This window comes from Flavobacterium hydrocarbonoxydans, assembly GCF_009789235.1.
GTDB classification, from domain to species: Bacteria; Bacteroidota; Bacteroidia; order Flavobacteriales; family Flavobacteriaceae; genus Flavobacterium; species Flavobacterium hydrocarbonoxydans.
This window is the reverse complement of the sequence record NZ_WSTB01000007.1, coordinates 155795-179144: the sequence shown is the minus strand read 5'-3', so window position 1 is coordinate 179144 and position 23350 is coordinate 155795. Positions and strand designations below refer to the sequence as shown.

Here is a 23350-nt window from a genome sequence, read left to right as displayed (position 1 = left end):
CAATGTTAATTTTTTATTTTGATTATTCAATCCATTAGAATAATTAAATCGAAAATTCAGGTTTGATTTCTCGTCTTTTTTAAATTTACAAACTCATATTCAGCAACTTAAAATATTTAAACTTTATAAATAGTCAAAATCTATTAATATATAAATAATTATAATTACATCTTATTGTAAATACATAGACTTATACGCTACTTTTGCACCGTAATAAATTTTAACTTTAAAACGAAACACATGTCTTTAGTAGGAAAAAAATTCCCAAGTATTGCAGTAGATGCTATCTCAGAAATGGGTGATAACTTAAAAATCAACATTTTTGAAGAAGCAGTAAACAACAACAAAAAAGTATTATTGTTTTGGTACCCAAAAGATTTCACTTTTGTATGTCCAACAGAATTACACGCCTTTCAAGCTGCTTTACCAGAATTCGAAAAAAGAAATACAATCGTAATTGGAGCATCATGTGATACAAACGAAGTACACTTTGCTTGGTTAAACACTCCAAAAAACAATGGTGGAATCGAAGGAGTTACTTACCCAATCCTTGCTGATACAAACCGTAATTTAGCGAACATTTTAGGTATTCTTGATATCGAAGCTACTAGCTACAGCGAAGAAACAGATTCAGTTATCATCGAAGGTTCAAACGTAACGTACAGAGCTACTTACTTAATCGACGAAACAGGAAAAATTTTCCACGAAAGTGTAAACGATATGCCATTAGGCCGTAACGTAAACGAGTACTTACGTATGGTTGACGCTTACACACACATCCAGACTAAAGGTGAAGTTTGTCCTGCAAACTGGGAAGCTGGTAAAGAAGCAATGAGTGCTGACAGATTGAGTACTGCTGAATACCTTAGTGCTAACTAAGAAAAAATAAACTCCAAATTTTTTAAATTCCAAATTCCAATTTTGGGATTTGGAATTTCTAAATTGGAAATTTCAATTCAAAATCACTATTTCAATATTTTAAAAAAATCTTAATTCTACGTTGGAATTTGGAATTTAAAAAAATTGAAATTTCATTAAAAATAACATTTCAAAATTTAAAATTTTCAGTTTCAATCACAAGATTTGGAATTTGGAATTTAAAATATTGGAATTTAAATCAAAAGATATGTTAATCGACTTAAACGAAGATACGTTAGCAGATTTAGTTGCTAAAAACGAAAAAGTAGTAGTACAATATTCAGCATCATGGTGCGGAAACTGCCGTATTATGAAACCAAAATTCAAAAAATTAGCTACAGAAAATGAAGCGATCACTTTTGTTTTGGTAGATGCAGAAAATTCACCGGAATCAAGAAAATTAGCCAATGTTAGTAATTTGCCAACATTCGCAACTTTCGTAAACGGAAAATTAGTTGGCGAAACACAAACCAACAAACAAGAAGTTTTAATCGAATTGGTAAACGAAATCGCTTAATTATGAAATTACCTGTAATCAAGCAATTAACCCAATTTATCGAAGAAAACGACCAGGATTACATCATCGAAACCATCGAAGTTCTGGAAGCCATGACCGAAATCCCGTCTTTAAAAGACGAAGAATTAGACGTTATCGGCGAACTGATTTCGAACATGTACGGCGCACTAGAAGTACACAAAATGGTTGCTCAGGGAACCGATAAAAAAGAAGCTCTAAACGCGTTCATGAAACGTGTTTTAGGTTCAATCGACAAATAACAAAGTGACCACCACCGCGTATAGAGAGCGCTTTCTGCAAAGAAAGCGCTTTTTTATTACCTTCCATTTTCCTCAATCTTGTCATCCTGACGAAGGAAGGATCCCCGCAAGAAACTCCACATAGAAACTCCACAAAGAAAATCATAAATAATAATCCCGTTTTGGGCGAGCCACCATCCCGATAAGAGGGCAAAAATTCGTTGCGCTTATACGCCCTCTTATCGGGATGCTGTCGGGCTGTCCGCGCTACTTCGGTAGCCAGTTCCCATCCCTCTCGCGGAAAAAGATAGTAACCACAAAGTATGTCATCCCGAGGAACGAGGGACCCCCGCAAGAAACTCCTCAATCTAAATCGCCAATCTTTGTAGAGCTACTTGTGGAGATTGCTTCGCCAGTTCGCTATCGCTCGTGTCCTCGTTCGGGATGACAAAATAAACGAAAATATTCTTTTTGAAAACGGATGCTCTAGCCCCGATAGAAGTGGAAATCCTTTTGTGGCGGGGTTCGCCACAAAAGATTGCAACGGATAGCGGGATTAGCTCCTAAAAAAAGATTTGGTTTTATCATAGAAATCGGGTGACAAAAATGAGTAAAACCCACATTTCACCAATAAAAAAAAACATTCAAATCCGCGTCATCCGCGTGCCATTCTATACTAAAACATAACGTTTTCCCGTTATCTTAAAACTCATTTAATTGTCATTATAACCCGTAACAAATACTTTTAGATTCAAATATTAATCCTTACTTTTGAACCTCATTAATTTAAACAAATATCATGGCTTCAATAACATTAGGAGGAAATCCAATTCATACTTCAGGAGAATTACCAACAGTTGGTTCACAATTAGCTGATTTCAAATTAGTACAAAACGATTTATCGATAGCTTCATTAAGCAATTTCGCCGGTAAAAAACTGGTTTTAAATATTTTTCCAAGTATCGACACAGGAACGTGCGCAACTTCGGTTAGAAAATTCAACGAAAGCGCAAGTAACCTGGAGAACACAACTGTATTGTGCATTTCAAGAGATTTACCTTTTGCTCAAAAACGTTTTTGTGGAGCAGAAGGATTGGCAAATGTGGTAAACTTATCCGATTTTCAGGAAGGAAGTTTTGGTAAAACAAACGGTTTAGAAATTGTTGACGGACCTTTGGCAGGTTTGCACTCAAGAGCAATTATTGTGGTTGATGAAAACGGAAAAGTAACCCATACCGAACAAGTTGCTGAAATCGCTAACGAACCAAATTACGAAGCAGCATTGGCAGCACTATAATTTTTATAATGAAATTTCAAAAAGACAATACCTTTGTTACAGGTCGGTTAAAAAGCATGACGTATGCCTTTAATGGAGCTGTAAAACTTATTAGAACAGAACACAGTGTAATGGTACAATTTTCATTAGGCGTACTAATGACCATTGCCGGTTTCTATTTTAATATTACAAGAACCGAGTGGTTATTTCAGGTTTTAGCCATTGGTTTGGTGGTAAGCATTGAAGGATTGAATACAGCTGTCGAAAAAATAGCCGATTTTATTCATCCGGATTATCACGAAAGAATAGGTTTTATTAAAGATATTGCTGCAGGAGCGGTATTTTTTGCCGCAATGACAGCAGTAGCAATAGGTTCGATTATATATTTACCCAAATTTCTATAGGCAATAGTAAACGCAAGAATGGCAAAAACATCCAAAAAAGTTACTTCAGATAAAAAAACCGAAGCTTCAGCCGAGACCAAAAAATCTTGGAAATTAACCAAACAACACAAGTTCGTCCTGGGTTGTCTTTTGGTTCTTTTTTCGGTTGCCTTATTAGTGGCATTCATTTCCTTTTATATCAACGGACAATCAGACCAAAGCGCTGTAAGTGAATTGGGTGATCGCTCCGAAGTGGTGCAAAACTGGCTCGGAAAATTCGGAGCCTATCTGTCCGACTTAATTGTATATCGAGGGTTCGGAATCGCTTCTTTTATATTAGTGCGTCTGTTTTTCCTGACCGGATTGTTTATGGCATTGGAACTTTCGACCAAAAAACTTAAAAATATTTGGTTTTGGGATTTGTTCGCCATTATTATTGTTTCGGTTTTATTTGGATTTTTCGCTACTTCAGCTCCAGAATTAGGCGGAACAATAGGGTATGAGCTTAATTTGTTTTCTCAAGATTACATCGGGAAAACGGGTACTTTACTGACCTTGCTTTTTGGGTTGATTTTGTATCTGATCTTTAAAATTAAAGTCTCTCCGGAAAAAATTCAATCGTATTTTGATTCGACAAAAAAGGAATTCAGTTCCGAATTGAGTTCCCTAAAAAAGCCTTTACAGGCAGAAACAGATACCAGCGCTTACAATCTGGAAGAATTTGCTATTGAAGAAAACGAAGAAGAACTGGATAATATTCACTTAAAAACTCCGGATACGCAGTTCGAGATCAATAAAGAAGCGTTAAAACCAACGATTTCTAACTCCTCTGAAATTGATTTGAATCCAACTCTGAAGCCACTTCAGATGAACATCAATCCTGTAACAGAAACGCCGGTGCATACCGAAGAATTTGTTATCGAAAAAAACGAAGAAGAAGATATCATCGAAGAAAATCTGGCTTCAAGATTAGTAGCAGATTTTGGATTATTCGACCCAACTTTGGATTTATCCAATTATAAATTTCCAACAATAGATTTATTAAAAGAATATTCAACAGGCGGAATTACCATTAATCAGGAAGAATTAGAAGAGAATAAAAACAAAATTGTAGATACACTCCGTAACTACAAAATCGAAATTGCACAGATTAAAGCAACCGTAGGACCGTCGGTAACCTTATACGAAATTGTACCGGAAGCGGGAATCAGAATTTCTAAAATTAAAAGTTTAGAAGATGATATTGCGTTGTCATTATCTGCATTAGGAATTCGTATTATCGCGCCAATTCCTGGTAAAGGAACTATTGGGATCGAGGTTCCGAACAAGAATCCTACGATGGTTTCGATGAAAAGTGTTATCGGATCGGCTAAATTTCAGGAAGCTGAAATGGAATTGCCAATTGCGTTAGGAAAAACCATTTCGAACGAAACTTTTGTTGTCGATTTAGCCAAAATGCCTCACTTATTGATGGCGGGAGCTACAGGACAAGGAAAATCGGTTGGTTTAAATGCGGTTTTAACTTCGCTTTTATACAAAAAACATCCTGCCGAAGTAAAATTTGTTTTAGTAGATCCGAAAAAAGTAGAGCTTACGCTTTTCAATAAAATAGAAAGACATTATTTAGCCAAACTTCCTGATACCGAAGATGCCATTATTACAGACAATGCAAAAGTGGTGAACACTTTGAATTCGCTTTGTGTTGAAATGGACAATCGTTATTCGTTATTAAAGGATGCGATGGTGCGTAATATTAAAGAATACAACGATAAATTTAAAGCCCGAAAACTAAATCCGGAAGCAGGGCATCGCTTTTTACCTTATATTATATTAGTAGTCGATGAGTTCGCCGATTTGATTATGACTGCGGGTAAGGAAGTCGAAATTCCTATTGCGCGTCTGGCTCAGCTGGCCCGTGCCATTGGTATTCACTTAATTATTGCGACGCAAAGACCATCGGTAAACGTAATTACAGGTTTGATTAAGGCGAATTTTCCTGCCAGAATTGCTTTTAGGGTAACATCAAAAATTGACTCAAGAACTATTTTAGATACCCAGGGAGCTGATCAGTTAATTGGTAGGGGAGATTTACTATATACCAACGGGAATGATGTTGTTCGTGTTCAGTGTGCTTTTATCGACACTCCTGAGGTCGAAAAAATTACTGATTTTATTGGTTCACAAAAAGCTTATGCCACCGCTTATTTACTTCCTGAGTTCGTTGGAGAAGAAAATGGCATTAATCTTGATATGGATATTTCCGAAAGAGATTCTTTATTTAGAGAAGCTGCTGAAATTATTGTCAATGCACAACAAGGATCAGCTTCATTATTGCAAAGAAAATTAAAACTAGGTTACAACAGAGCTGGTCGTTTAATTGATCAGTTGGAAGCAGCGGGAATCGTAGGTCCTTTTGAAGGAAGCAAGGCCCGTAGCGTTAACATTTTAGATTTAAGTGCTCTTGATCAATTTTTTAACAATGAACAAAATTAATTAAATCATGAAATCACAAATTCAAAAAATCAAAAACAATTCTATCACCGCAATGAGCAGAAAATGCTTTCAATTGGCAGTTTTGCTGCTTTTGAGCTTTACTTCTGTGCAGGCTCAGGATAAAAAAGCCAAAGATTTATTGAACCAGGTTACTGCCAAAATAAAAAGTTACGACAATATCGTTATTGATTTTAAATATTCATTAAATAACGCTAAAGAAAATATTAACCAGGACAGTAAAGGAAATGTTATTATGAAAGGCAATCAATACGTGTTGAATTTCATGGGGGTGACCAAAATCTTTGACGGTCAAAAAAACTACACTATTGTACCTGAAGATGAAGAGATTACTATTTCTAAAGTAAATGAAAAAGACGATAATGCCATAACGCCTTCAAAAATGCTGACTTTTTTTAATTCAGGTTACAAATACAATATGGATATTGTTCAGAACGTAAAAGGAAGAAAAATTCAATACATCAAATTAGTACCAACCAATACAAAAGATCAGCGTAAAGAGATTCTTTTAGGTATTGATGTTCAGACAAAACACATCTATAATTTGATTGAAACCGGAAAAAATGGAACAAAAACCACTTTAACCGTTAATTCTTTTAAAACCAATCAACCTTTATCAAAAAATCAATTTACCTTTGTAGCGAGCAAATATCCAAAGTACTACATCAATAAATTAGATTAATTACAAGGTTGAAAATTTTAGACAAATACTTACTAAAAACATTCCTGATTACATTTACTACGGTATTTGTAATCCTTTTTTTTATATTCATTCTTCAGACTGTCTGGCTCTTTATTTCTGAGTTGGCTGGAAAAGATCTGGATTTGATACTGGTTATCAAATTTTTACTCTTTTCGATGCCACGAATCATTCCGTTAGTTTTACCACTTTCGGTTTTATTAGCGTCTATTATGACTTTCGGAAATTTAGCCGAAAATTATGAATTTGCAGCAATGAAATCATCCGGAATTTCGCTTCAGAGAGCCATGAGAATCCTGATTATTTTTATTTGTGTACTAAGTCTTGTTGCTTTTTGGTTCGCTAATAGTGTAATTCCTTATGCCGAATACAAATTTATTAATTTCAGAAAAAACATTGCACAGGCAAAACCCGCTATGGCAATTGCCGAAGGACAGTTTAGTGATGTTGGTTTTTACAATATTAAAGTAAACAAGAAATCTGGAGAAAACGGAAACATTTTAACTGGTGTTACCATTCATGAAAAACCGAATAATTACGGCGAGAATAAAACTGTGATCAAAGCAAAAGACGGAAAATTGATCAGCAGTGAAAAATCAAGTATTCTGAAACTGGAACTTAACAACGGTTATTATTATCAGGATGTTACGCCAAAAAAATACGAAGACCGCAGCAAACTTCCTTTTGTAAAAAGTGCTTTCAAAAAACACGTGATCAACATTGATTTATCCGAATTAAATAAAGTCGATACAGATCAGGAAAGTGTTGCTAGTACCAATGGAATGCTGAATGTTAGCGAATTGCGCTACACGCTCGATTCGTTGAATAAAAACATAGACAACGAAATTCTCTCTTTTTCTGAAAATATCAACCAGCGTGTTGGCATTACAAGAACGATGAGAGCGGTAAAACCAGAACAAAAGAAAAAGCCATTACCAAATAATCTTTTATCGCTTTTTAAGAAAAACAAAGAAAAATTAGAACTTATAAAAACGGCCAGTAGTAATATTACAAGTACTATTTACTCTATCGATACTACTCAAAAAGACTTAAAAGAAAAGCAAAGAGACATCAACAAACACTACTTGGCGCTTTACGAAAAGTTTGTGATTGCTTTTGCGTGCTTCTTAATGTTTTTTATTGGAGCACCACTTGGCGCTATCATTAGAAAAGGAGGACTTGGCTTGCCGATTGTATTTGCTGTTTTGATTTTTATCACGTTCCATTTTATCAATACTTTTGGTAAAAGACTTTCTCAGGAAGGAGGAATGACCCCTTTTATGGGAGCATGGATGTCATCATTTATTTTGTCTCCATTGGCTATTTTATTGACTTATCGCGCTACAAACGATAATGGATTAATTAATTTTGATGCCATTACGACTCCTATTTACAATTTATTTCAGAAAATTTCCAAAAGGTTTTTACCTTCTCAAAATCCACAATAATTATGTCATCTAATAAAATACAACTCAACACCATTGAAGAAGCTATAGAAGATATTCGTCAAGGTAAAGTCATCATCGTAGTTGATGATGAAGATCGTGAAAATGAGGGTGATTTTTTGGCTGCAGCCGAAAAAGTAACCCCTGAAATGATCAACTTTATGGCTACTCATGGCAGAGGATTAATTTGTACTCCGTTAACCGAAAGCCGTTGCAAAGAATTGGACTTACGGGCAATGGTTACGAATAATACAGATCACATGGAAACTGCTTTTACTGTTTCTGTTGATTTAAAAGGGAATGGTGTAACGACAGGAATTTCGGCATCAGACAGAGCCCTGACGGTTCAGGCTTTAGTGGATCCAAATACCAAACCACACGAATTAGCGCGTCCTGGACACATTTTTCCATTAGTTGCCAAACAAGGTGGTGTTTTAAGAAGAACAGGTCACACAGAAGCCGCAATTGACTTTGCAAGACTTGCCGGATTTAAACCAGCAGGAGTGATTTGCGAAATTCTGAATGAAGACGGAACTATGGCACGTTTGCCGGAACTTATAAAAGTAGCGAAGAAATTTAATTTGAAATTAGTTTCGATTGAAGATTTAGTGGCTTACAGAATGCAACACGACAGTTTGATTGTTAAAAAAGAAGATTTTGATATCGAAACCCGTTTTGGAACTTTCAGACTGAGAGCTTACGAGCAAACGACAAACAAACAAATACACATTGCTTTAACAAAAGGCACCTGGAATACTGGAGAACCTATTTTGACAAGAATTCACTCTTCGCAGGTAAATAATGATTTGTTAGGAACCTTAACCAACAACGCCGAACAACAATTAGACGATATGTTTAAGGTGATTAACGAAAATGGCAAAGGTGCCGTGATTTTTATTAATCAGGATATGCAGGCGGTTAATTTGTTAAACCGAATTTCTGAATTAAAGACTTTGCAGGCTGGCGGAACAATGAAAGCTCCAAAAGTAGTAATCGACACGAAAGATTACGGAATTGGCGCTCAAATTTTACACGATTTGGATATTTCTAAAATTAGACTGGTATCGAATACAGAACAAACGAAACGTGTTGGTATGATTGGGTATGGTCTTGAAATAACGGAATACGTTAACTACTAAATATGGGAACTCTGGAAGAAAGAATTACAAAATCTGAGACTCGTATATTCAAAGCGGTTTTTCCCAGCACTACAAATCATTATGACACTTTATTTGGCGGTACAGCGCTTCATCTTATGGACGAAGTCGCTTTTATCTGTGCGACACGTTTTAGCAGAAAGAAAGTTGTAACGATTTCTACAGGTCAGATTGATTTTAGAAAAGCAATTCCAGCCGGAACATTAATCGAATTGGTGGCAAAAGTAATCAGTGTTGGAAGAACCAGTTGTAAAATTCAGGTGGATATTTTTATGGAACAAATGTATTCTGAGCTTCGCGAAAGCGTTGTTGCCGGAACTTTTTCGTTTGTTGCCGTTGACGAAAACAAGAAACCAGTGCCTATTTTAGACTAATTTGATTTTTTTGTTAATTTTTTTTCAAAAACTAAATCCTGATTATTAAGCACTTGAAAAATTATTTAAATTTTTCTTCAAAAAAGCTCTAAAAAAGTTTTTATAATCGAAAAAGCGTACTATATTTGCACTCGCAATCAGCAAACGATAGCAACATACTGGAGAAATGGCAGAGCGGTCGAATGCGGCAGTCTTGAAAACTGTTGACTGTAACAGGTCCGGGGGTTCGAATCCCTCTTTCTCCGCGAAAAGCACCTCAACGAGGTGCTTTTTTTATTTTCATACTTTCCTTACTTTATAAAATTCTAAAGGATTTAAAAAAGATTTGATCGCAAAATTTGAGAATTATCAAAAAAAGAATAAATCAATTTTTATTACCTGTAAATTGATTACCAAAATCCCAATTATTCCCACCTTAAACCCGTATTCATCGGATTATTTTGCTTTTTATCGGTTTTTTGAAGTTATGAATCGAAAATTAATACATATATTCGCAAAAATTTTTGTGAATGAAAGTACTATTACACTTATTAATATTTTGCTCTTTTTTTTACGATGCAACCTACGCACAAAATGAGACTAATATCACCTACGGATTAAAGCTCGGAGGAATTTATTCTAAAATCAGTAATTTACCCGAAAGCATTAAAGGACGAGATAATACTTTTGATAATAGTGTTATGGAAACCAAGGGTGGCTATGGCATAGAAGGCGGTTTTTTTTTGAATTGCAAGCTTCATGATACCCGAGTGGCCATTCAGCCGGAACTTTTGTTCAGACAGTCTTCGCAAACGGTCAATTATCACGATACTACAGGCAAGGAATTTGAATTAGGATTAAAATATTCCTATCTGCAGCTTGGTGCTTTATACAAAGTATATCCCTATGAAGGTTTAAATTTAGGTTTTGGTGCTTTCTATGGCATCAGTTTATCTCCCAATAATATTACTTATAAATCTAACGAAGCTGGCGGAATGTACGATGTGGCCACGAGACAATTCTATCAGGATGGTCTTGACGGTGCTGACGATTTCTCGTTATGTTTTGCTTTGGGTTACGAATTGCACCAAAGTATCCACTTCGATTTACGCTATTATTTAGGCGTAAAAGATGTGGTAAAAAGTAATGCGTCTTCTTTTCAGTTTATCGAAAATCAAAACAAAAGCGGGGTTATTTCTTTTTCGTTAGGCTACAGTTTTCATCAATGGTAATTTCAATAAAAAACATGAAAAAAATTATTTTGCTGCTAGTATTAGTGAGCACAAAAGTATTGTTTGCACAAGGCGACAGAGAGATAACGTATGGTCTTTTTGCAGGTGGAATTTATTCTAAAATGTCAAATCTTCCCGATGTGATAGTGCCAAAAGGAATTTATGAAGGCTATACTTTAAAAGAGGAAGGTAAATTTGGCGGCACAGCGGGTCTGTTAATCAACTGGAAATATCCTTATGCCAAAGTAAGTGTTCAGACGGAGCTTTCGTACTCAGGTCAGGGAACGGATTTGAATTATGAAGACATCAAGGGCTTAAAATACAAAATGACTTTTGGCTACAGTTATATCAACGTTGGTGCACAGTTTAAATATTATCCGATTGAAGGATTTTATATAGGAGCAGGGCCGTATGTCGGATTTAATATTGCCAGTGATAATATCAAATACAGCTCGAATGCCCAGGAAATATTTGCTGATTCGGGCACTTATTTTGAGCCGGATGCCAATGTGCAAAAAGTACTGAAAGAATCTCTGACAGGTAAAAATTATTTCTACGGAATGTTTTCTGCAGGTTATGAATTCAGTTCCAACTTATCTATTGGAGCACGTTATACTTTAGGACTTACAGATGCTTTGACAACAGAAGAAAACGGGCATCGTTATAGCGAAAACAATAACAAAATCAATAGTATTTCCTTGATTATTGGCTACTCCTTCAACTTTGATGATTTGGCCAATTTCTAAGAGTCGATTTCATTTTAAAAACATTGGAAATTATGTATAGAAAGATTTTTTTAGCATCAGTTTTTATAACGTTATCGGCAAGTAATCTGGTTTTTTCTCAACAAAAAGTATGGCCAGGAGCCGTAGAAGAACCGTCTTTTTGGATTAAAACCCGAAATACCGCAGAGGCCTATTACTGGGAAAGCCTTACGAACAAAGAAGGGAAAATATCAGCAAAAAAGCAGACCGGAGCAGCTTTTAATTTTAATCCAAGTATTGTTTTTGATACGGCTCAGGATTCCCTGATTTTGCCTTTGGGCATAGAAAGTAAAAGACGTCAGACTCTGTTTATGGTCTATAAAGTAAAAGACAGTCTGAAAGAACAATTTTTATGGACGATAAACGATCCTCAAAAAACACTTTCTGTAGCAACCAATAAACGTTTGGTCGATCTAAAAAAATATTCTTACCAATCCTATCAGGAAAAAATTAAACCGCATAAAGCGAATATTCATTTTTTTCAGCAAAATGTAACAGATAGTGTAGCAAAGTTATCGTCATTAACGATTGGCCAAAAATCTAAATTTGAGAAATTACCTCCTGAAGAGTTTAAAGGAAATATAAGTGAAATTCTCGTTTACAACAGAGTTTTATCTGGCAAAGAAACCCAAAAAGTAGCGAGTTACCTCGGAATTAAATATGGGATTTCGCTTTCGCAATTCGAAAATAGAAATTACGTAAATAGTCAGGGACAAACCATTTGGGATATCGACAAGCATAAAGGTTTTGATGCTTCGATTACCGGAGTGGGAAGAGATGATGCCAGCGGATTACTGCAATTAAAAAGCAGTAACATGATCGAAGAAGGATTGTTGACAATCGAACTTAAAAGTAAATCCAATACAATCCCTAACAATTATTTTGCTTTTTGGAGCGATAACGGGAAAAATCTCTTAGTCAAAAAACAGGAGCAGGGTGAGCCAATAGGTATTGCAAGACAATGGCAATTGGATTTTTCGAACTCAGGAGATTTGAGTCTTAACTGGTCCCTGAATCCCAATTTTATAAAAGGCACTTTACCCAAAGATACCTACTACTGGTTGTTGGTGGATTATTCAGGAAAAGGAACCTATGACGAAAAAGATTCGGAATATGTGCGTTTAGCAAGTACTTCAACCCAGGAAAAATTGACTTTAAATGATTTTAACTGGGACAAACAAAAATCTGGCAAAGCCAAATTTACGCTAAAAGTCGCACCCGAGATGTTTAGCAGGGTCTGGATTACCGAGGCAACTTGTGGCGTGTCTGGATCTGGACAGTTAAATTATTCTATTGAAGGCGGAGAAGCTCCGTTTACGGTTACAGTAAAAAAAGAAGGCAGCGATGTGGTGGTAAAACAGTGGAATCAGGCTGCAAAAAGTACTACCGGAGTACAGCTTTCCTCCGGAACCTATGATTATATTGTTAGAGACGGAAAAGGAAATCTATACTCAGAAACCGTTTTTGTAGCAGATAAACAAGGAACCGTTCCGAATTTAAAATCGGATTATTTACTGACAAGTGGAAATCCTCTCGTGTTTGATGCCAGTGCTGGCTTACCAGCCGGAAATTATGAATATGAATGGTTTTATGAAGGTGATTTTATAGAGAATAACCCTAAAATCATGATCGATCAGCCAGGTACTTATGAGCTTCGATTAGTAAATGATAAAGGGTGTAAAACTTCGACCAAAATTGCCGTTACTACGGATGGAAAAGAAATTACCGATTCGAGTGTGATTATTTTATATCCTAATCCAACTACAGACGGTCATTTTTCTCTTGCCATGCAGTATCCACACAAGACAGATGCAAATATTAGTATTTACTCTCTTACAGGATCTCTTCTCAAACAAAAATACCTCAGTCAAATAGAAACGTATTTGTATGATGATACAATCAATAGCTCATCGGGCATGTATCTGGTGTCTGTTAGTTCAGAATTTGGTACAAAAACTTTTAAAGTTATTGTGAAATAATTTAAACATAAACGATTTCCCCATAATCGATTAACCTGCTTTATGAAAAATAGAATTATAATACTGGTATTTTTAATAGGTTCTTTTTTGTTCGCCGCCAATTTTGGCCCTTACAAAATAACTTCTTTATTTACTCATAATGGTACTGAAAATGAATTGGTTATTGAAAAAGCTAAAACAGACTCAATCGCGATTCTTAAAAACGAAATTAAAAACACAAAATCATTTTCGGCAGATATTGCAGAAGGAATTATTGGTGTGGCCGATGCTTCTGATTTGGATGACGCTTATGACAACGTTTTTCATCTTAAAATAGATGCTCTGCCTGAAAATGGAGAGAGCGCTTATTTAGAATATGACTTATTTGGCTACGATCAGGCCGCTTCGATTTCGAGAAGTTTAAACAATCAGCCTAGTATTGGAGGGCAATTTTTATCGGTAAATAAAAACTGGACCAAACAATCGGAACTGCTTTCAGAAAAATCATTGCGCTCCGGAGATAACGTTTTGTTGTTTACAGCTCCTGAAGGTATTTCAAATTCATATAAAATCAAAAATGTTCGAATTGTTTATAAATCGGCACTTCCGTCAACTGATTTTACGTTATTACAATCAGCAAACAAATTTTACGTAAAAGGAACAAATTTTCCTTCTCAAATAAAAAAGATGACCATCGGTGGAATTTCTATTGATGTTAACCAACCTGAATTTGAATTGATTTTTGATACAAAAGACATTCAGAAATCAATTCTGGTAACCAAAGAAACAGCAACCGGAGTTATTGTTAATGAAAAATTAGAATTAAAGCATTTTTTAAAAGCAGAACATTTTAGACCTATAGAAAATGCAAAAGAGCGGATTTCTAAAACTATCAAGATTGAAACTGCAAATACATTAGAATATAAAGATTTTACAGCAGTTTTCCCTGTTGGAGCCTTAAAAAACAATGTTTCTGTCTCAGTTAGCGGATTACGAAAAATAGACATTGCACCTTTAAATTCGGCAATGGTCAATGTTACGGGTATAAACGCCGGTTTTAGATTATTGCCACACGGGACTATTTTTGACAAAGCGGTGACTTTATCATTACCTTATGACAAGAAAACAATCCCGGAAGGTTATACCGAAAAAGACATCAATGTATTTTATTTTGATGAAAATAAACGCCTTTGGCAGGAAGTAACCAAAGATTCATTGGATATCAAACAAGGAATTATTAAGGCAAAAACTACTCATTTTACCGATTTTATTGCCGGAATCATCAAAATGCCAGAATCTCCGGAAACTTCCGGTTATACACCCACGAGTATTAAAGATTTAAAAGCGGCCAGTCCTTTGGTAGGTATTCAGTCAATCGCACCGCCTTCTGCAAACGGAAGAGGAACGATGAGTACTGGTTTTTCTATCGTTATTCCGGGCGGACGTGGCGGAATGCAGCCGTCGCTCAATTTACAATACGATAGTGATGGTGGGCACAGCTGGGCAGGAATGGGTTGGGATATTTCGACTCCGGCAGTAAGTATCGAAACCCGTTGGGGAGCGCCACGATATGATGCTGCAAATGAAACAGAAGCCTATTCGATTGCCGGTGAACAACTAATCCCGAATTCGCACAGAGCCGAATGGGTGGGCAGAACTACTGATAAACAGTTTTATCCAAGACGCGAAGGTGCTTTTCAGCAAATTATCCGTAAAGGATCATCTCCTAAAAATTATTATTGGGTGGTAAACGATAAAAGCGGTGTGGCCAGTTATTACGGAGGTACAACATCAGGACTTTCTACCGATGGAATTTTGCAGGATGCGGCTGGAAATATTGGGCATTGGGCACTTTGCCTTCAGGTTGATTTAAAAGGAAATACCGTAGCATATGAATACGAAAAGAAAGATGGAGAACTCTATCTTAAAAAAGTATATTATACTGGTTTTGGTACTGAAAAAGGAAATTACAGCGTTACTTTCGTAAAGAATAGTGATTTAGGAGAAGCAAACCGTCCTGATGTGAAGGTTTCGGCCCGATTAGGTTTCAGACAACTGAACAATCAGCTGCTGCGCAAAATCGAAGTACGTTATAAAGACGATATGGTTCGTAGTTATGAGCTGAATTATAAAGAAGGGGCTTTTAAGAAAACACTTTTAGAATCTATTTCGGAATATGATTCAGAATCTAATTTGTTTTATACCAATACCTTAGATTATTTTGATGATGTTCGTGATGCTTCCGGGAATTACAATCCGTTTGGACCGGAACAAAATTGGACAGTTCCGGGAGATAATCTGGTCAATACGGCCATTCCATCTTACACAGATATTTTGTTTTCAGGACATCATTCCTTAGTGAGCAGTTCCGAAGGATCAAATGTTGGAATCAATTACCGTATTGGAGTTGGATTTGTCGGTCAAACCGGAAATTTAAAACCTTTTACTGTTGGAGGTCATGGTGGAAACGGATGGGGAACATCTGACACAGCTGTGTTAATGGAAGATCTTGACGGAGATGGTCTGCCTGATAAAGTATTCAAAAATAAAAATGGTGTTTTTTACCGAAAAAATTTATCTGCAACGGGTCAGAATTCTTTTGGAGAAATGCAGGAAATCAACATTAGTGATGTTGGTTATTCTAAATCTACCTCTTTTAATTGGGGTGTCGATCTGAATTTAAAGTTTGCTAATATCGGTTATGATCAGCAGCGTTCTACCAGCAAAACAAAAATCTATTTTATGGATTTTAACGGTGACGGACTTATCGATTATGTTCGTAACGGTCAGGTATATTACAATAGATTAATAGACGGAGTTCCAACTTTTAAAAATAGCAGTTCAGGAACGCCATCGCCAGTTGCTGGAGGCGGAGATATTACAATTCCCGGAACTACAACACTTTCGACAGAAGAAATAGAAAAACAAAATCCGCTACATGATGTGGTACGTATGTGGGAAGCACCTGTAAAAGGAATAATTTCAGTTTCGCATGAGTACCAATTAATCGCAGCAACTACTCCTGAGCAAATTAAAGCACGTGCAGAATATGTAAATAATGCAGGAGATGACAAGGCAGATGGTGTGCATTTGTATTTTCAGAAAGGAACAGAATTATTATGGGATGAGGCTATAACTGCAAAAGATTATGATCTTAAAACGAAACAAAATAACACTATTTCTGTAGAAAAAGGAGAACGTTTGTATTTCAGGGTCAGCGCTGTAAAAGACGGAAATTTTGATACCGTGATCTGGGATCCTGTTATTACGTATTCGCAGGTAAAACAGTTCGACAGAGATACTAATGATAATATAGTCTCAAGCGATTTTACTGTTCCGGCAACTTTAAAAGATGCCAATTTATATTCGTTGGCAGACTATAAAGCAAGTACCGATTTTTTTAGCAGTAACAATACCTCCAAAGTAATTCCTGTTGCAGGAGCAGTTACTTTTAAAGGAATCCTGAATAAACCGCTTACATCAGATCATGTTAAATTGGTCATAACCAAAACATATCTGGAACAGACAAATCCGCCTGTAATTGTTTTTGAAAGAACTTTTTTAGCGAATGAAGTTGCTTCCTTCGATTTAGCTTCTGTAACTCTTCCGGCTTTCGAAGCAGATACTCAGGTAACTTTATCTTTAGAAACGAATACGAATATCAACTGGCAAACCATTTCTTTTGCACCAACGGTTACGGTTCCTCCTTATCCGGGTACAGCAGAAGAAGAAGTGCCAATGGAAGTGTATCATTTATTATACAATAAAAGAGAAGGTAACTATAATATACCAGGTGTTACGGCTACCGTTAGCGGAAAAGTAAAACTGAATATACTCTCTCAGGATTTAATTTTAGCCACTCCTTTTCCTCCGGGTGCACTTGATGTTTACAATGGCGAAGTCGTTCTTTCGGCGAAGCAGAATAATGTCCTGCTGGCACGTAAACGGTATCAGCTTACATCAGGAACCTTGGTTGAAGTGATCAATGCTTTTGATGATGCCGTAGTTTATCCGGATGCAGTGGCGGGAATTCCAATTCAGTTAGAAACTACAGTTTCAAATCCAGCGTCTGTAACTATTTTTAGAAATTATCCAAAACCAAATGCTCTTAATATTCAGGTTCAGGTGACCGATTTAAAAGACCTGACTGATCTTACAGACGATGTTATTTTTGATGCTGCGACTGATGATTTTGCTATTTACAGCCTTTTAAATCCAGATGAAAGGACTTTAGGATTGTATCATAGAAATTGGGGTGGATTTGTAATTAATGGAAATCTCGCTTCGAATACAATTGATCAGACCAAACTTAAACAATCTGATGCGTATGCTACAGAGCCGGATGTAAATAATACCGATCCGGAAAATTATGATGGCAAAGGCTATGAAGTTTCTGAGAATTATTTTGTATCTCTAAATCCATCTTATACCAAAGCAAAATGGGAAGGCCTAGAAGAAACGATTTATATAAAAGGTGCTCAAATAGGAACTTCGAGACTTGGAGAAGATGATATTGCCGATTATACCGATTTCTCTTTACCTCAATTAGAAGGAGGAAGTACATCGGCACTGGACATGATTAGCGAAAGCAAAAGTAAAAGTATTGCTGCCGGAGTAAATGCCGGTCCTGCTAATATGGGATTTAGTAAATCTATTGATGGAGAATCGTCTGTAACCCAAACGATGGGCGATTTCAACGGAGACCGTTTTCCGGATTATATAAGAGGAAGCAATGTGCAATTGACCAAACCAGTAGGAAGTATTTCTGCTGAAGTATTAGATTTGGGAGATAACTTTAGCCACGCCGAAACAACCTCAGAAGGACCGAGTTTTGGAGGAGGTTATAGTCACGGTCAACCCCAGACTTCTGGAGCTCTGGTAATAGGAAAAGAAGCTGCTGCCAGAATAGCATCTCGATCTTGTGCTGATATTGAGGCACAAAAAGCAGCCAATAAGTTATCTGTTAGTGCCACTCAGGGGTATGGTACCGATAAATCAAAAATGATCCACTCTGATATTAACGGTGATGGATTGCCGGATAAAATAACAGATGAAGGAACGGTATTATTGAATAGCGGATATGGTTTTTTAGCCGCAGAAACCTGGAATAATAACGGACTTAATACTGGAACTTCTACCGACTGGAGTGTAGGATTAGGTTATAATTTTAACGCAGGTTCAATTACAGCCGGGGCAAACTATGCCCGTTCAACAGCAAATGGAAATAATTCCTTTATGGATATTAATGGTGACGGACTTCCGGATAAAATAGAATATGTACTGGACAAGATGATCATTTCTTTAAACTTAGGAGAATCTTTTGATGCGCCTATTGTGTATCCTACTTATTCTGAAATGAACGAGAATAAAAGTGTGAGTTATGGTTTTAATATTGGTTACACGTATGATTTTCCTGCTTGGATCCTGCGCATTACCCCGTCATTAGGAGCTACTAAAGGATGGAGTACGTCACGTTCCGAAGCTACTTTTATGGATATGGACGGAGACGGGAATACCGATTATGTTATATCTACAGACGAAGATAATCTGAAAGTAAGATTGTCCAACATCAAAAGAACCAACAAGCTAAAAAGCGTTACCAATGCGGCAGGAAATAGCTATGTGGTAGATTATGAATTACTAAAACCAAGTTACGAAAATCCTTCAGCCAAATGGGTTTTGCAATCTGTAGATGTTTTTGATGGACATACTGGAGATGGAATCGATCATTCGATTGCCAAATTCAGATATGAAGATGGCTATCAGGACCGCCGTGAAAGAGAATTTTACGGTTTCGGAAAAGTAATTCAGGAACAAATTGATGCGGCTGATAATTCGGTTTTCACAACAACGGTTCAGGAATTTTACAATCAGGATTATTTCCGTAAAAATCTTTTAAGACACTCTTATACATTAGATAAAAACGGCAAAATGCGCCAGGAGTCAGAAAACGAATACAGTTTTATTGATGTTGCAACTCAGGCAAGTGTTGCGGTATCAGATCTGAATTTACCATCCTGTGACGACAAACGTATTTTTGTGGGCTTGACTCATATCAATCAAAAAATGTATGAAGGAGGAAGTGATTATCTGGAAACTAATATTATTAACACCTACGATGCCACCGGAAATATTATTCAGTATGAAGATTTAGGAAACGGAACAGCCGATGATAAAGTAACTGCAAAAATAAGCTATTACGAAAGTACAACGCCTTATTATGGTGGTATTCCGGAACAACTAGAAGTATATACAACAGAAGGACTTCGCCGTAAAAGAGCAACCACAATCAACACGACAACAGCCGAAGTTACTCAGATAAAAAATTACATAGCAGCAGATAAAATTGCACTAACAGATATTGTTTATGATACTTATGGAAACCTTCAAAAAATAACAGGACCAGAGAATCATAAAAAACAGCGTATGACTTTGGAATATGTATTTGATACCGAAAATCATCAATACATGACCGAAATTAAAGACGCTTTTGGTTATCAGAATAAAATGGAATTTGATTATCGTTTTGGTATTCCAATAAAAACCACAGACCGTAACGATCAAAGTACGATTTATACACTAGATAGTAAAGGCCGAATTGCCACAATCCAGGCTCCTTATGAAATTGCTTCGGGAAAACCATACACAATAGCTTACGACTATTTTCCGGAAGCCAAAGTACCGTATGCCAAAACCAGAAATTATGATCCTGAATTGGATAAAGACATAGAAACCTATACTTACACAGATGGTTTAGGAAGAGCTTTGCAGGTCAAAAAAACGGCGAGTTTATTTACTGCGGCCGGAAGCGCCGATCAGGAAGCACAAATCATATCAGGAAAAATTATTTATGACGGTTTAGGAAGACCAGCAACGAGTTATTACCCAACCACCACTACTACTATAGATGCTACTTTTAGTACTGCAATAGCTACTGTTACGCCTACTACAACAGAATATGATGAAGTGGGACGCGCTGTAAAAGTCACGTTGCCTGACGGAAGTACCAATACAACTACTTTCGCTCTGGATAATTATGACGGAATACCAGCGTTAAGCACCATACAAACGGACGCTTTAAACAAAACAAGCCAGACTTATACAGACGCTGCTGGTCAGAATTTAGCTAGTTTGCAAAATGATTTGGTTACAAAATTCGAAACCAATGCGTTAGGAGAAATGATAAAAGTAACCGACGCCATGGATCATGTAACCAAAAGCAGTTACGACTGGCTGGGCAGAAGAGTAGAATTTACACATCCTGATGCAGGAACCACAACCATGCAATATGATTTAGCTGGCAATTTAACCTCACGTATTACACAGGATATTAAAAATACGGTGCCCAATGATGGTGCCATACAATACGAATACAATTACAACCGATTAGAAAGTATAAAATATCCTAAAAACCCTCAGAATAATGTGCAATATAATTATGGCAAAGCCGATGGAACAGCAGCGCGTCGAGGCAGATTGTGGTTTGTACAGGATGCCAGCGGCGGACAAGAGTTTTTCTACGGAAAATTAGGCGAGGTCGAAAAAGAAATCCGAACACTTCGTATTACGCCAACGGATATTCAAACATATATTTCGGAGTACGAATACGACACCTGGAACCGAATCCAGAAAATGACCTATCCTGACGGTGAAGTGGTGGAATATACCTATAACCGCGCTGGAAATCTGCAAAGTATGCAGGGTAAAAAAGAAAGTCATACCTACGATTACATTAAACAATTAAGTTATGATGAGTTTGAACAGCGTAAATATTTAAAATACGGCAACGATACCGAAACCCATTATACCTATGATGATGTAATGCGCAGATTGCAACAGTTGCAGGTAAAAAGTGGTACCAGGGAAGTCATGAATAATAGTTATAGTTATGATTTGGTTGGAAATGTTCTGGGTATAAAAAACGCAGCTCCAATTGTAAACAATACGCTTGGCGGAACATCAAATCATGAATACCAATACGATGATTTCTACCGATTAAAATCGGCAAAAGCAACCTATCAGGGTGAGTTTACCAAGGCAAGTTATGAGCTGAATATGAGCTATAACAAAATGCACAATATTACGAAGAAAGATTTGGTGCATACCGTAAACAGTGAGCAAAAAGGCTATGTGTTGGATTATAATTACGATAACGAACTGCATCCTAACGCACCAAACAAAATTGCCGAATCAGGAAAAACCGAACCTAGAGAATATGTTTACGATGGCAACGGAAACCCAACGAGCTATACGGAAGAAAAGAGTTTCAGGAAAATGACCTGGGACGAAGAAAACCGTTTAATGGGAATTAATGACAACGGGAGAATTCACCAATTTACCTATGATGCCTCAGGCGAACGCGTTATAAAAAGTTCCGGTGATTCTCAAAATGTAGCCATCAATGGAGAAACTGCCGCCACAATTGTGCATACCGATGATTATACAGGTTATGTAAGTCCTTATTTTGTAATTAACAAAGGCAAATTCACTAAACATTACTTTGAGGGTGCAGGACGAATTGTAAGCAAATTAGGAAACGGATCATTTGCCCAACCCTTAAAATTAACGGCAGGAGGCGTAAATTACGGGAAACTAACAGCTGAGCAGCAAAAAGCTTTAGACAATTACGTTAAAGGTTTAGGAGTGCCTCCAGGACCACCAACACAACACGGAATATATGCAACACCGGAATTTACAGGCGATCCATATCCAAGTGAAGCACTTAAACCAGTAGAAGAAAATCAGGAACCACCAGAAGGCTGGCCGAGAAATCCAGTGTTTAATGCACCGGGCGATGTACCGGGACCGCCTGTACAATTTGGCCCTCCTGTAGAACCTGAAACGGTAAAAGGCGGTGAAGGTTTTACCGGAATAGGATTACCGGAGAATGATATTTTTTATTTTCATCCGGATCATTTGGGAAGTACTTCGTATATTACCAACAAAAATGGTTCCATCTCACAGCATGTAGAATATATTGCTTTTGGGGAAGTTTTGTTTGAGGAGCATAGTTCTAGTTTTTCCAGTCCTTATTTGTTTAATGGTAAGGAATTGGATAGGGAGACGAATTTAAGTTATTATGGGGCTAGGTATTTGGATATGAAAACTAGTCTTTGGCTTAGTGTGGATCCAAAAACAGAAAATTATCCTAATTATTCTCCCTATGTCTATTGTTTTAATAATCCAAATAGATTTATTGATCCTGATGGGAGAGAGCCCATTCCTAATTGGTCTAAATTTATTCAAAATATAAATAACCTTATAACTAATGCTTTGGGCGGACGTAGCGATTTAAATAGAAATTGCGCTATGTGTTGTTTAAACGCTTTAGGTAGTAATTTAAATGCATTATATGGTACTAATACAAATATTAAAACCAACAATACGCTTTCTTCAGCTGTAACTTCTATAAATTCTAAAAATTATCAAAAAATATCAAATGTAGCTCCTACTTATGATGGAAAAAAGTTAAGTTCTAGATCTCACAATGATATGTCTTCTCAAGATTTATCTCAAGATTTACAAAGTATCAACAGTAATATCACAAATAAATTAGATGATTTAACTGAAAGATTGGGAATTGGTATATTCGCAGTTGGAATGGGAGCTGAATATCATAGTACCATGGTCATAGTTTCAAAAGATTACACTCAGAAAATTAATGTTGATGGAGTTGATTATGTTGGAACAAATGTAAATCCATTATTTATTTATGTTGAAGATGGCGGTGGTGCAAGAGCATTTACTAAAGAACAATTTGAAGAGAATATGCAAGTCTGGATTTATTCAGCGAGAAAATTTTATAGAGGAGATAAAACCGTAACTGGGGCAAAGGATGGTAATAAAAAAGCTGATATATCACTTGATAGTACAATTTTTCAATTAAAAATAGAATAG

General features: G+C 36.5%; 14 protein-coding genes and 1 tRNA gene. All 15 read left to right on the top strand.

Annotated elements, in window-relative coordinates:
- Positions 1-240: 240 nt before the first annotated feature.
- A complete protein-coding gene (locus GON26_RS13900) occupies positions 241-879 on the top strand; it encodes a peroxiredoxin (protein WP_160375383.1) in 639 nt (212 codons plus the stop codon).
- Between the two features lie 247 nt (positions 880-1126).
- Positions 1127-1435: a thioredoxin family protein gene (locus GON26_RS13895; RefSeq protein ID WP_160375382.1), complete on the top strand. Its 309-nt coding sequence runs from the start codon at positions 1127-1129 to the stop codon at positions 1433-1435.
- Positions 1436-1437: 2 nt separating this feature from the next.
- Positions 1438-1695: a DUF6952 family protein gene (locus GON26_RS13890; protein WP_160375381.1), complete on the top strand. Its 258-nt coding sequence runs from the start codon at positions 1438-1440 to the stop codon at positions 1693-1695.
- Positions 1696-2473: 778 nt separating this feature from the next.
- Positions 2474-2971 (top strand): thiol peroxidase, encoded by a 498-nt coding sequence (tpx, locus tag GON26_RS13885; protein ID WP_160375380.1) that lies wholly within the window; start codon positions 2474-2476, stop codon positions 2969-2971.
- Positions 2972-2979: 8 nt separating this feature from the next.
- Complete coding sequence (locus GON26_RS13880) at positions 2980-3354, top strand: diacylglycerol kinase family protein (protein WP_160375379.1); 375 nt, start codon at positions 2980-2982, stop codon at positions 3352-3354.
- Between the two features lie 18 nt (positions 3355-3372).
- Positions 3373-5826, top strand: a complete 2454-nt coding sequence (locus GON26_RS13875; RefSeq protein WP_160375378.1) for an FtsK/SpoIIIE family DNA translocase — start codon at positions 3373-3375, stop codon at positions 5824-5826.
- Between the two features lie 7 nt (positions 5827-5833).
- Positions 5834-6526, top strand: coding sequence for a LolA family protein (locus GON26_RS13870; RefSeq protein WP_160375377.1), 693 nt, complete (start codon positions 5834-5836; stop codon positions 6524-6526).
- A gap of 8 nt (positions 6527-6534) precedes the next feature.
- Positions 6535-7992: an LptF/LptG family permease gene (locus GON26_RS13865; protein ID WP_160375376.1), complete on the top strand. Its 1458-nt coding sequence runs from the start codon at positions 6535-6537 to the stop codon at positions 7990-7992.
- Between the two features lie 2 nt (positions 7993-7994).
- On the top strand, positions 7995-9128 hold the full coding sequence (ribB, locus tag GON26_RS13860) for a 3,4-dihydroxy-2-butanone-4-phosphate synthase (protein ID WP_160375375.1): 1134 nt from the start codon (positions 7995-7997) through the stop codon (positions 9126-9128).
- Positions 9129-9130: 2 nt separating this feature from the next.
- Positions 9131-9520 (top strand): acyl-CoA thioesterase, encoded by a 390-nt coding sequence (locus GON26_RS13855; RefSeq protein WP_160375374.1) that lies wholly within the window; start codon positions 9131-9133, stop codon positions 9518-9520.
- 160 nt (positions 9521-9680) lie between these two features.
- Positions 9681-9765, top strand: a tRNA-Ser gene (locus tag GON26_RS13850).
- 264 nt (positions 9766-10029) lie between these two features.
- A complete protein-coding gene (locus tag GON26_RS13845; RefSeq protein WP_160375373.1) occupies positions 10030-10731 on the top strand; it encodes an outer membrane beta-barrel protein in 702 nt (233 codons plus the stop codon).
- A gap of 14 nt (positions 10732-10745) precedes the next feature.
- Entirely contained in the window at positions 10746-11477 is a 732-nt protein-coding gene (locus GON26_RS13840) for an outer membrane beta-barrel protein (protein ID WP_160375372.1), read from the top strand.
- A gap of 32 nt (positions 11478-11509) precedes the next feature.
- Positions 11510-13474: a T9SS type A sorting domain-containing protein gene (locus GON26_RS13835; protein WP_160375371.1), complete on the top strand. Its 1965-nt coding sequence runs from the start codon at positions 11510-11512 to the stop codon at positions 13472-13474.
- 42 nt (positions 13475-13516) lie between these two features.
- Positions 13517-23350 (top strand): SpvB/TcaC N-terminal domain-containing protein, encoded by a 9834-nt coding sequence (locus GON26_RS13830; protein ID WP_160375370.1) that lies wholly within the window; start codon positions 13517-13519, stop codon positions 23348-23350.

What these genes read in the sequence shown, in the direction of transcription:
- tpx (WP_160375380.1), top strand. Translation starts at nt 2,474, where the DNA reads ATGGCTTCAATAACATTAGGAGGAAATCCAATTCATACTTCAGGAGAA.
- GON26_RS13900 (WP_160375383.1), top strand. Translation starts at nt 241, where the DNA reads ATGTCTTTAGTAGGAAAAAAATTCCCAAGTATTGCAGTAGATGCTATC.
- GON26_RS13835 (WP_160375371.1), top strand. Translation starts at nt 11,510, where the DNA reads ATGTATAGAAAGATTTTTTTAGCATCAGTTTTTATAACGTTATCGGCA.
- GON26_RS13845 (WP_160375373.1), top strand. Translation starts at nt 10,030, where the DNA reads ATGAAAGTACTATTACACTTATTAATATTTTGCTCTTTTTTTTACGAT.
- GON26_RS13895 (WP_160375382.1), top strand. Translation starts at nt 1,127, where the DNA reads ATGTTAATCGACTTAAACGAAGATACGTTAGCAGATTTAGTTGCTAAA.
- GON26_RS13840 (WP_160375372.1), top strand. Translation starts at nt 10,746, where the DNA reads ATGAAAAAAATTATTTTGCTGCTAGTATTAGTGAGCACAAAAGTATTG.
- GON26_RS13870 (WP_160375377.1), top strand. Translation starts at nt 5,834, where the DNA reads ATGAAATCACAAATTCAAAAAATCAAAAACAATTCTATCACCGCAATG.
- GON26_RS13855 (WP_160375374.1), top strand. Translation starts at nt 9,131, where the DNA reads ATGGGAACTCTGGAAGAAAGAATTACAAAATCTGAGACTCGTATATTC.
- GON26_RS13890 (WP_160375381.1), top strand. Translation starts at nt 1,438, where the DNA reads ATGAAATTACCTGTAATCAAGCAATTAACCCAATTTATCGAAGAAAAC.
- GON26_RS13875 (WP_160375378.1), top strand. Translation starts at nt 3,373, where the DNA reads ATGGCAAAAACATCCAAAAAAGTTACTTCAGATAAAAAAACCGAAGCT.
- ribB (WP_160375375.1), top strand. Translation starts at nt 7,995, where the DNA reads ATGTCATCTAATAAAATACAACTCAACACCATTGAAGAAGCTATAGAA.
- GON26_RS13830 (WP_160375370.1), top strand. Translation starts at nt 13,517, where the DNA reads ATGAAAAATAGAATTATAATACTGGTATTTTTAATAGGTTCTTTTTTG.
- GON26_RS13880 (WP_160375379.1), top strand. Translation starts at nt 2,980, where the DNA reads ATGAAATTTCAAAAAGACAATACCTTTGTTACAGGTCGGTTAAAAAGC.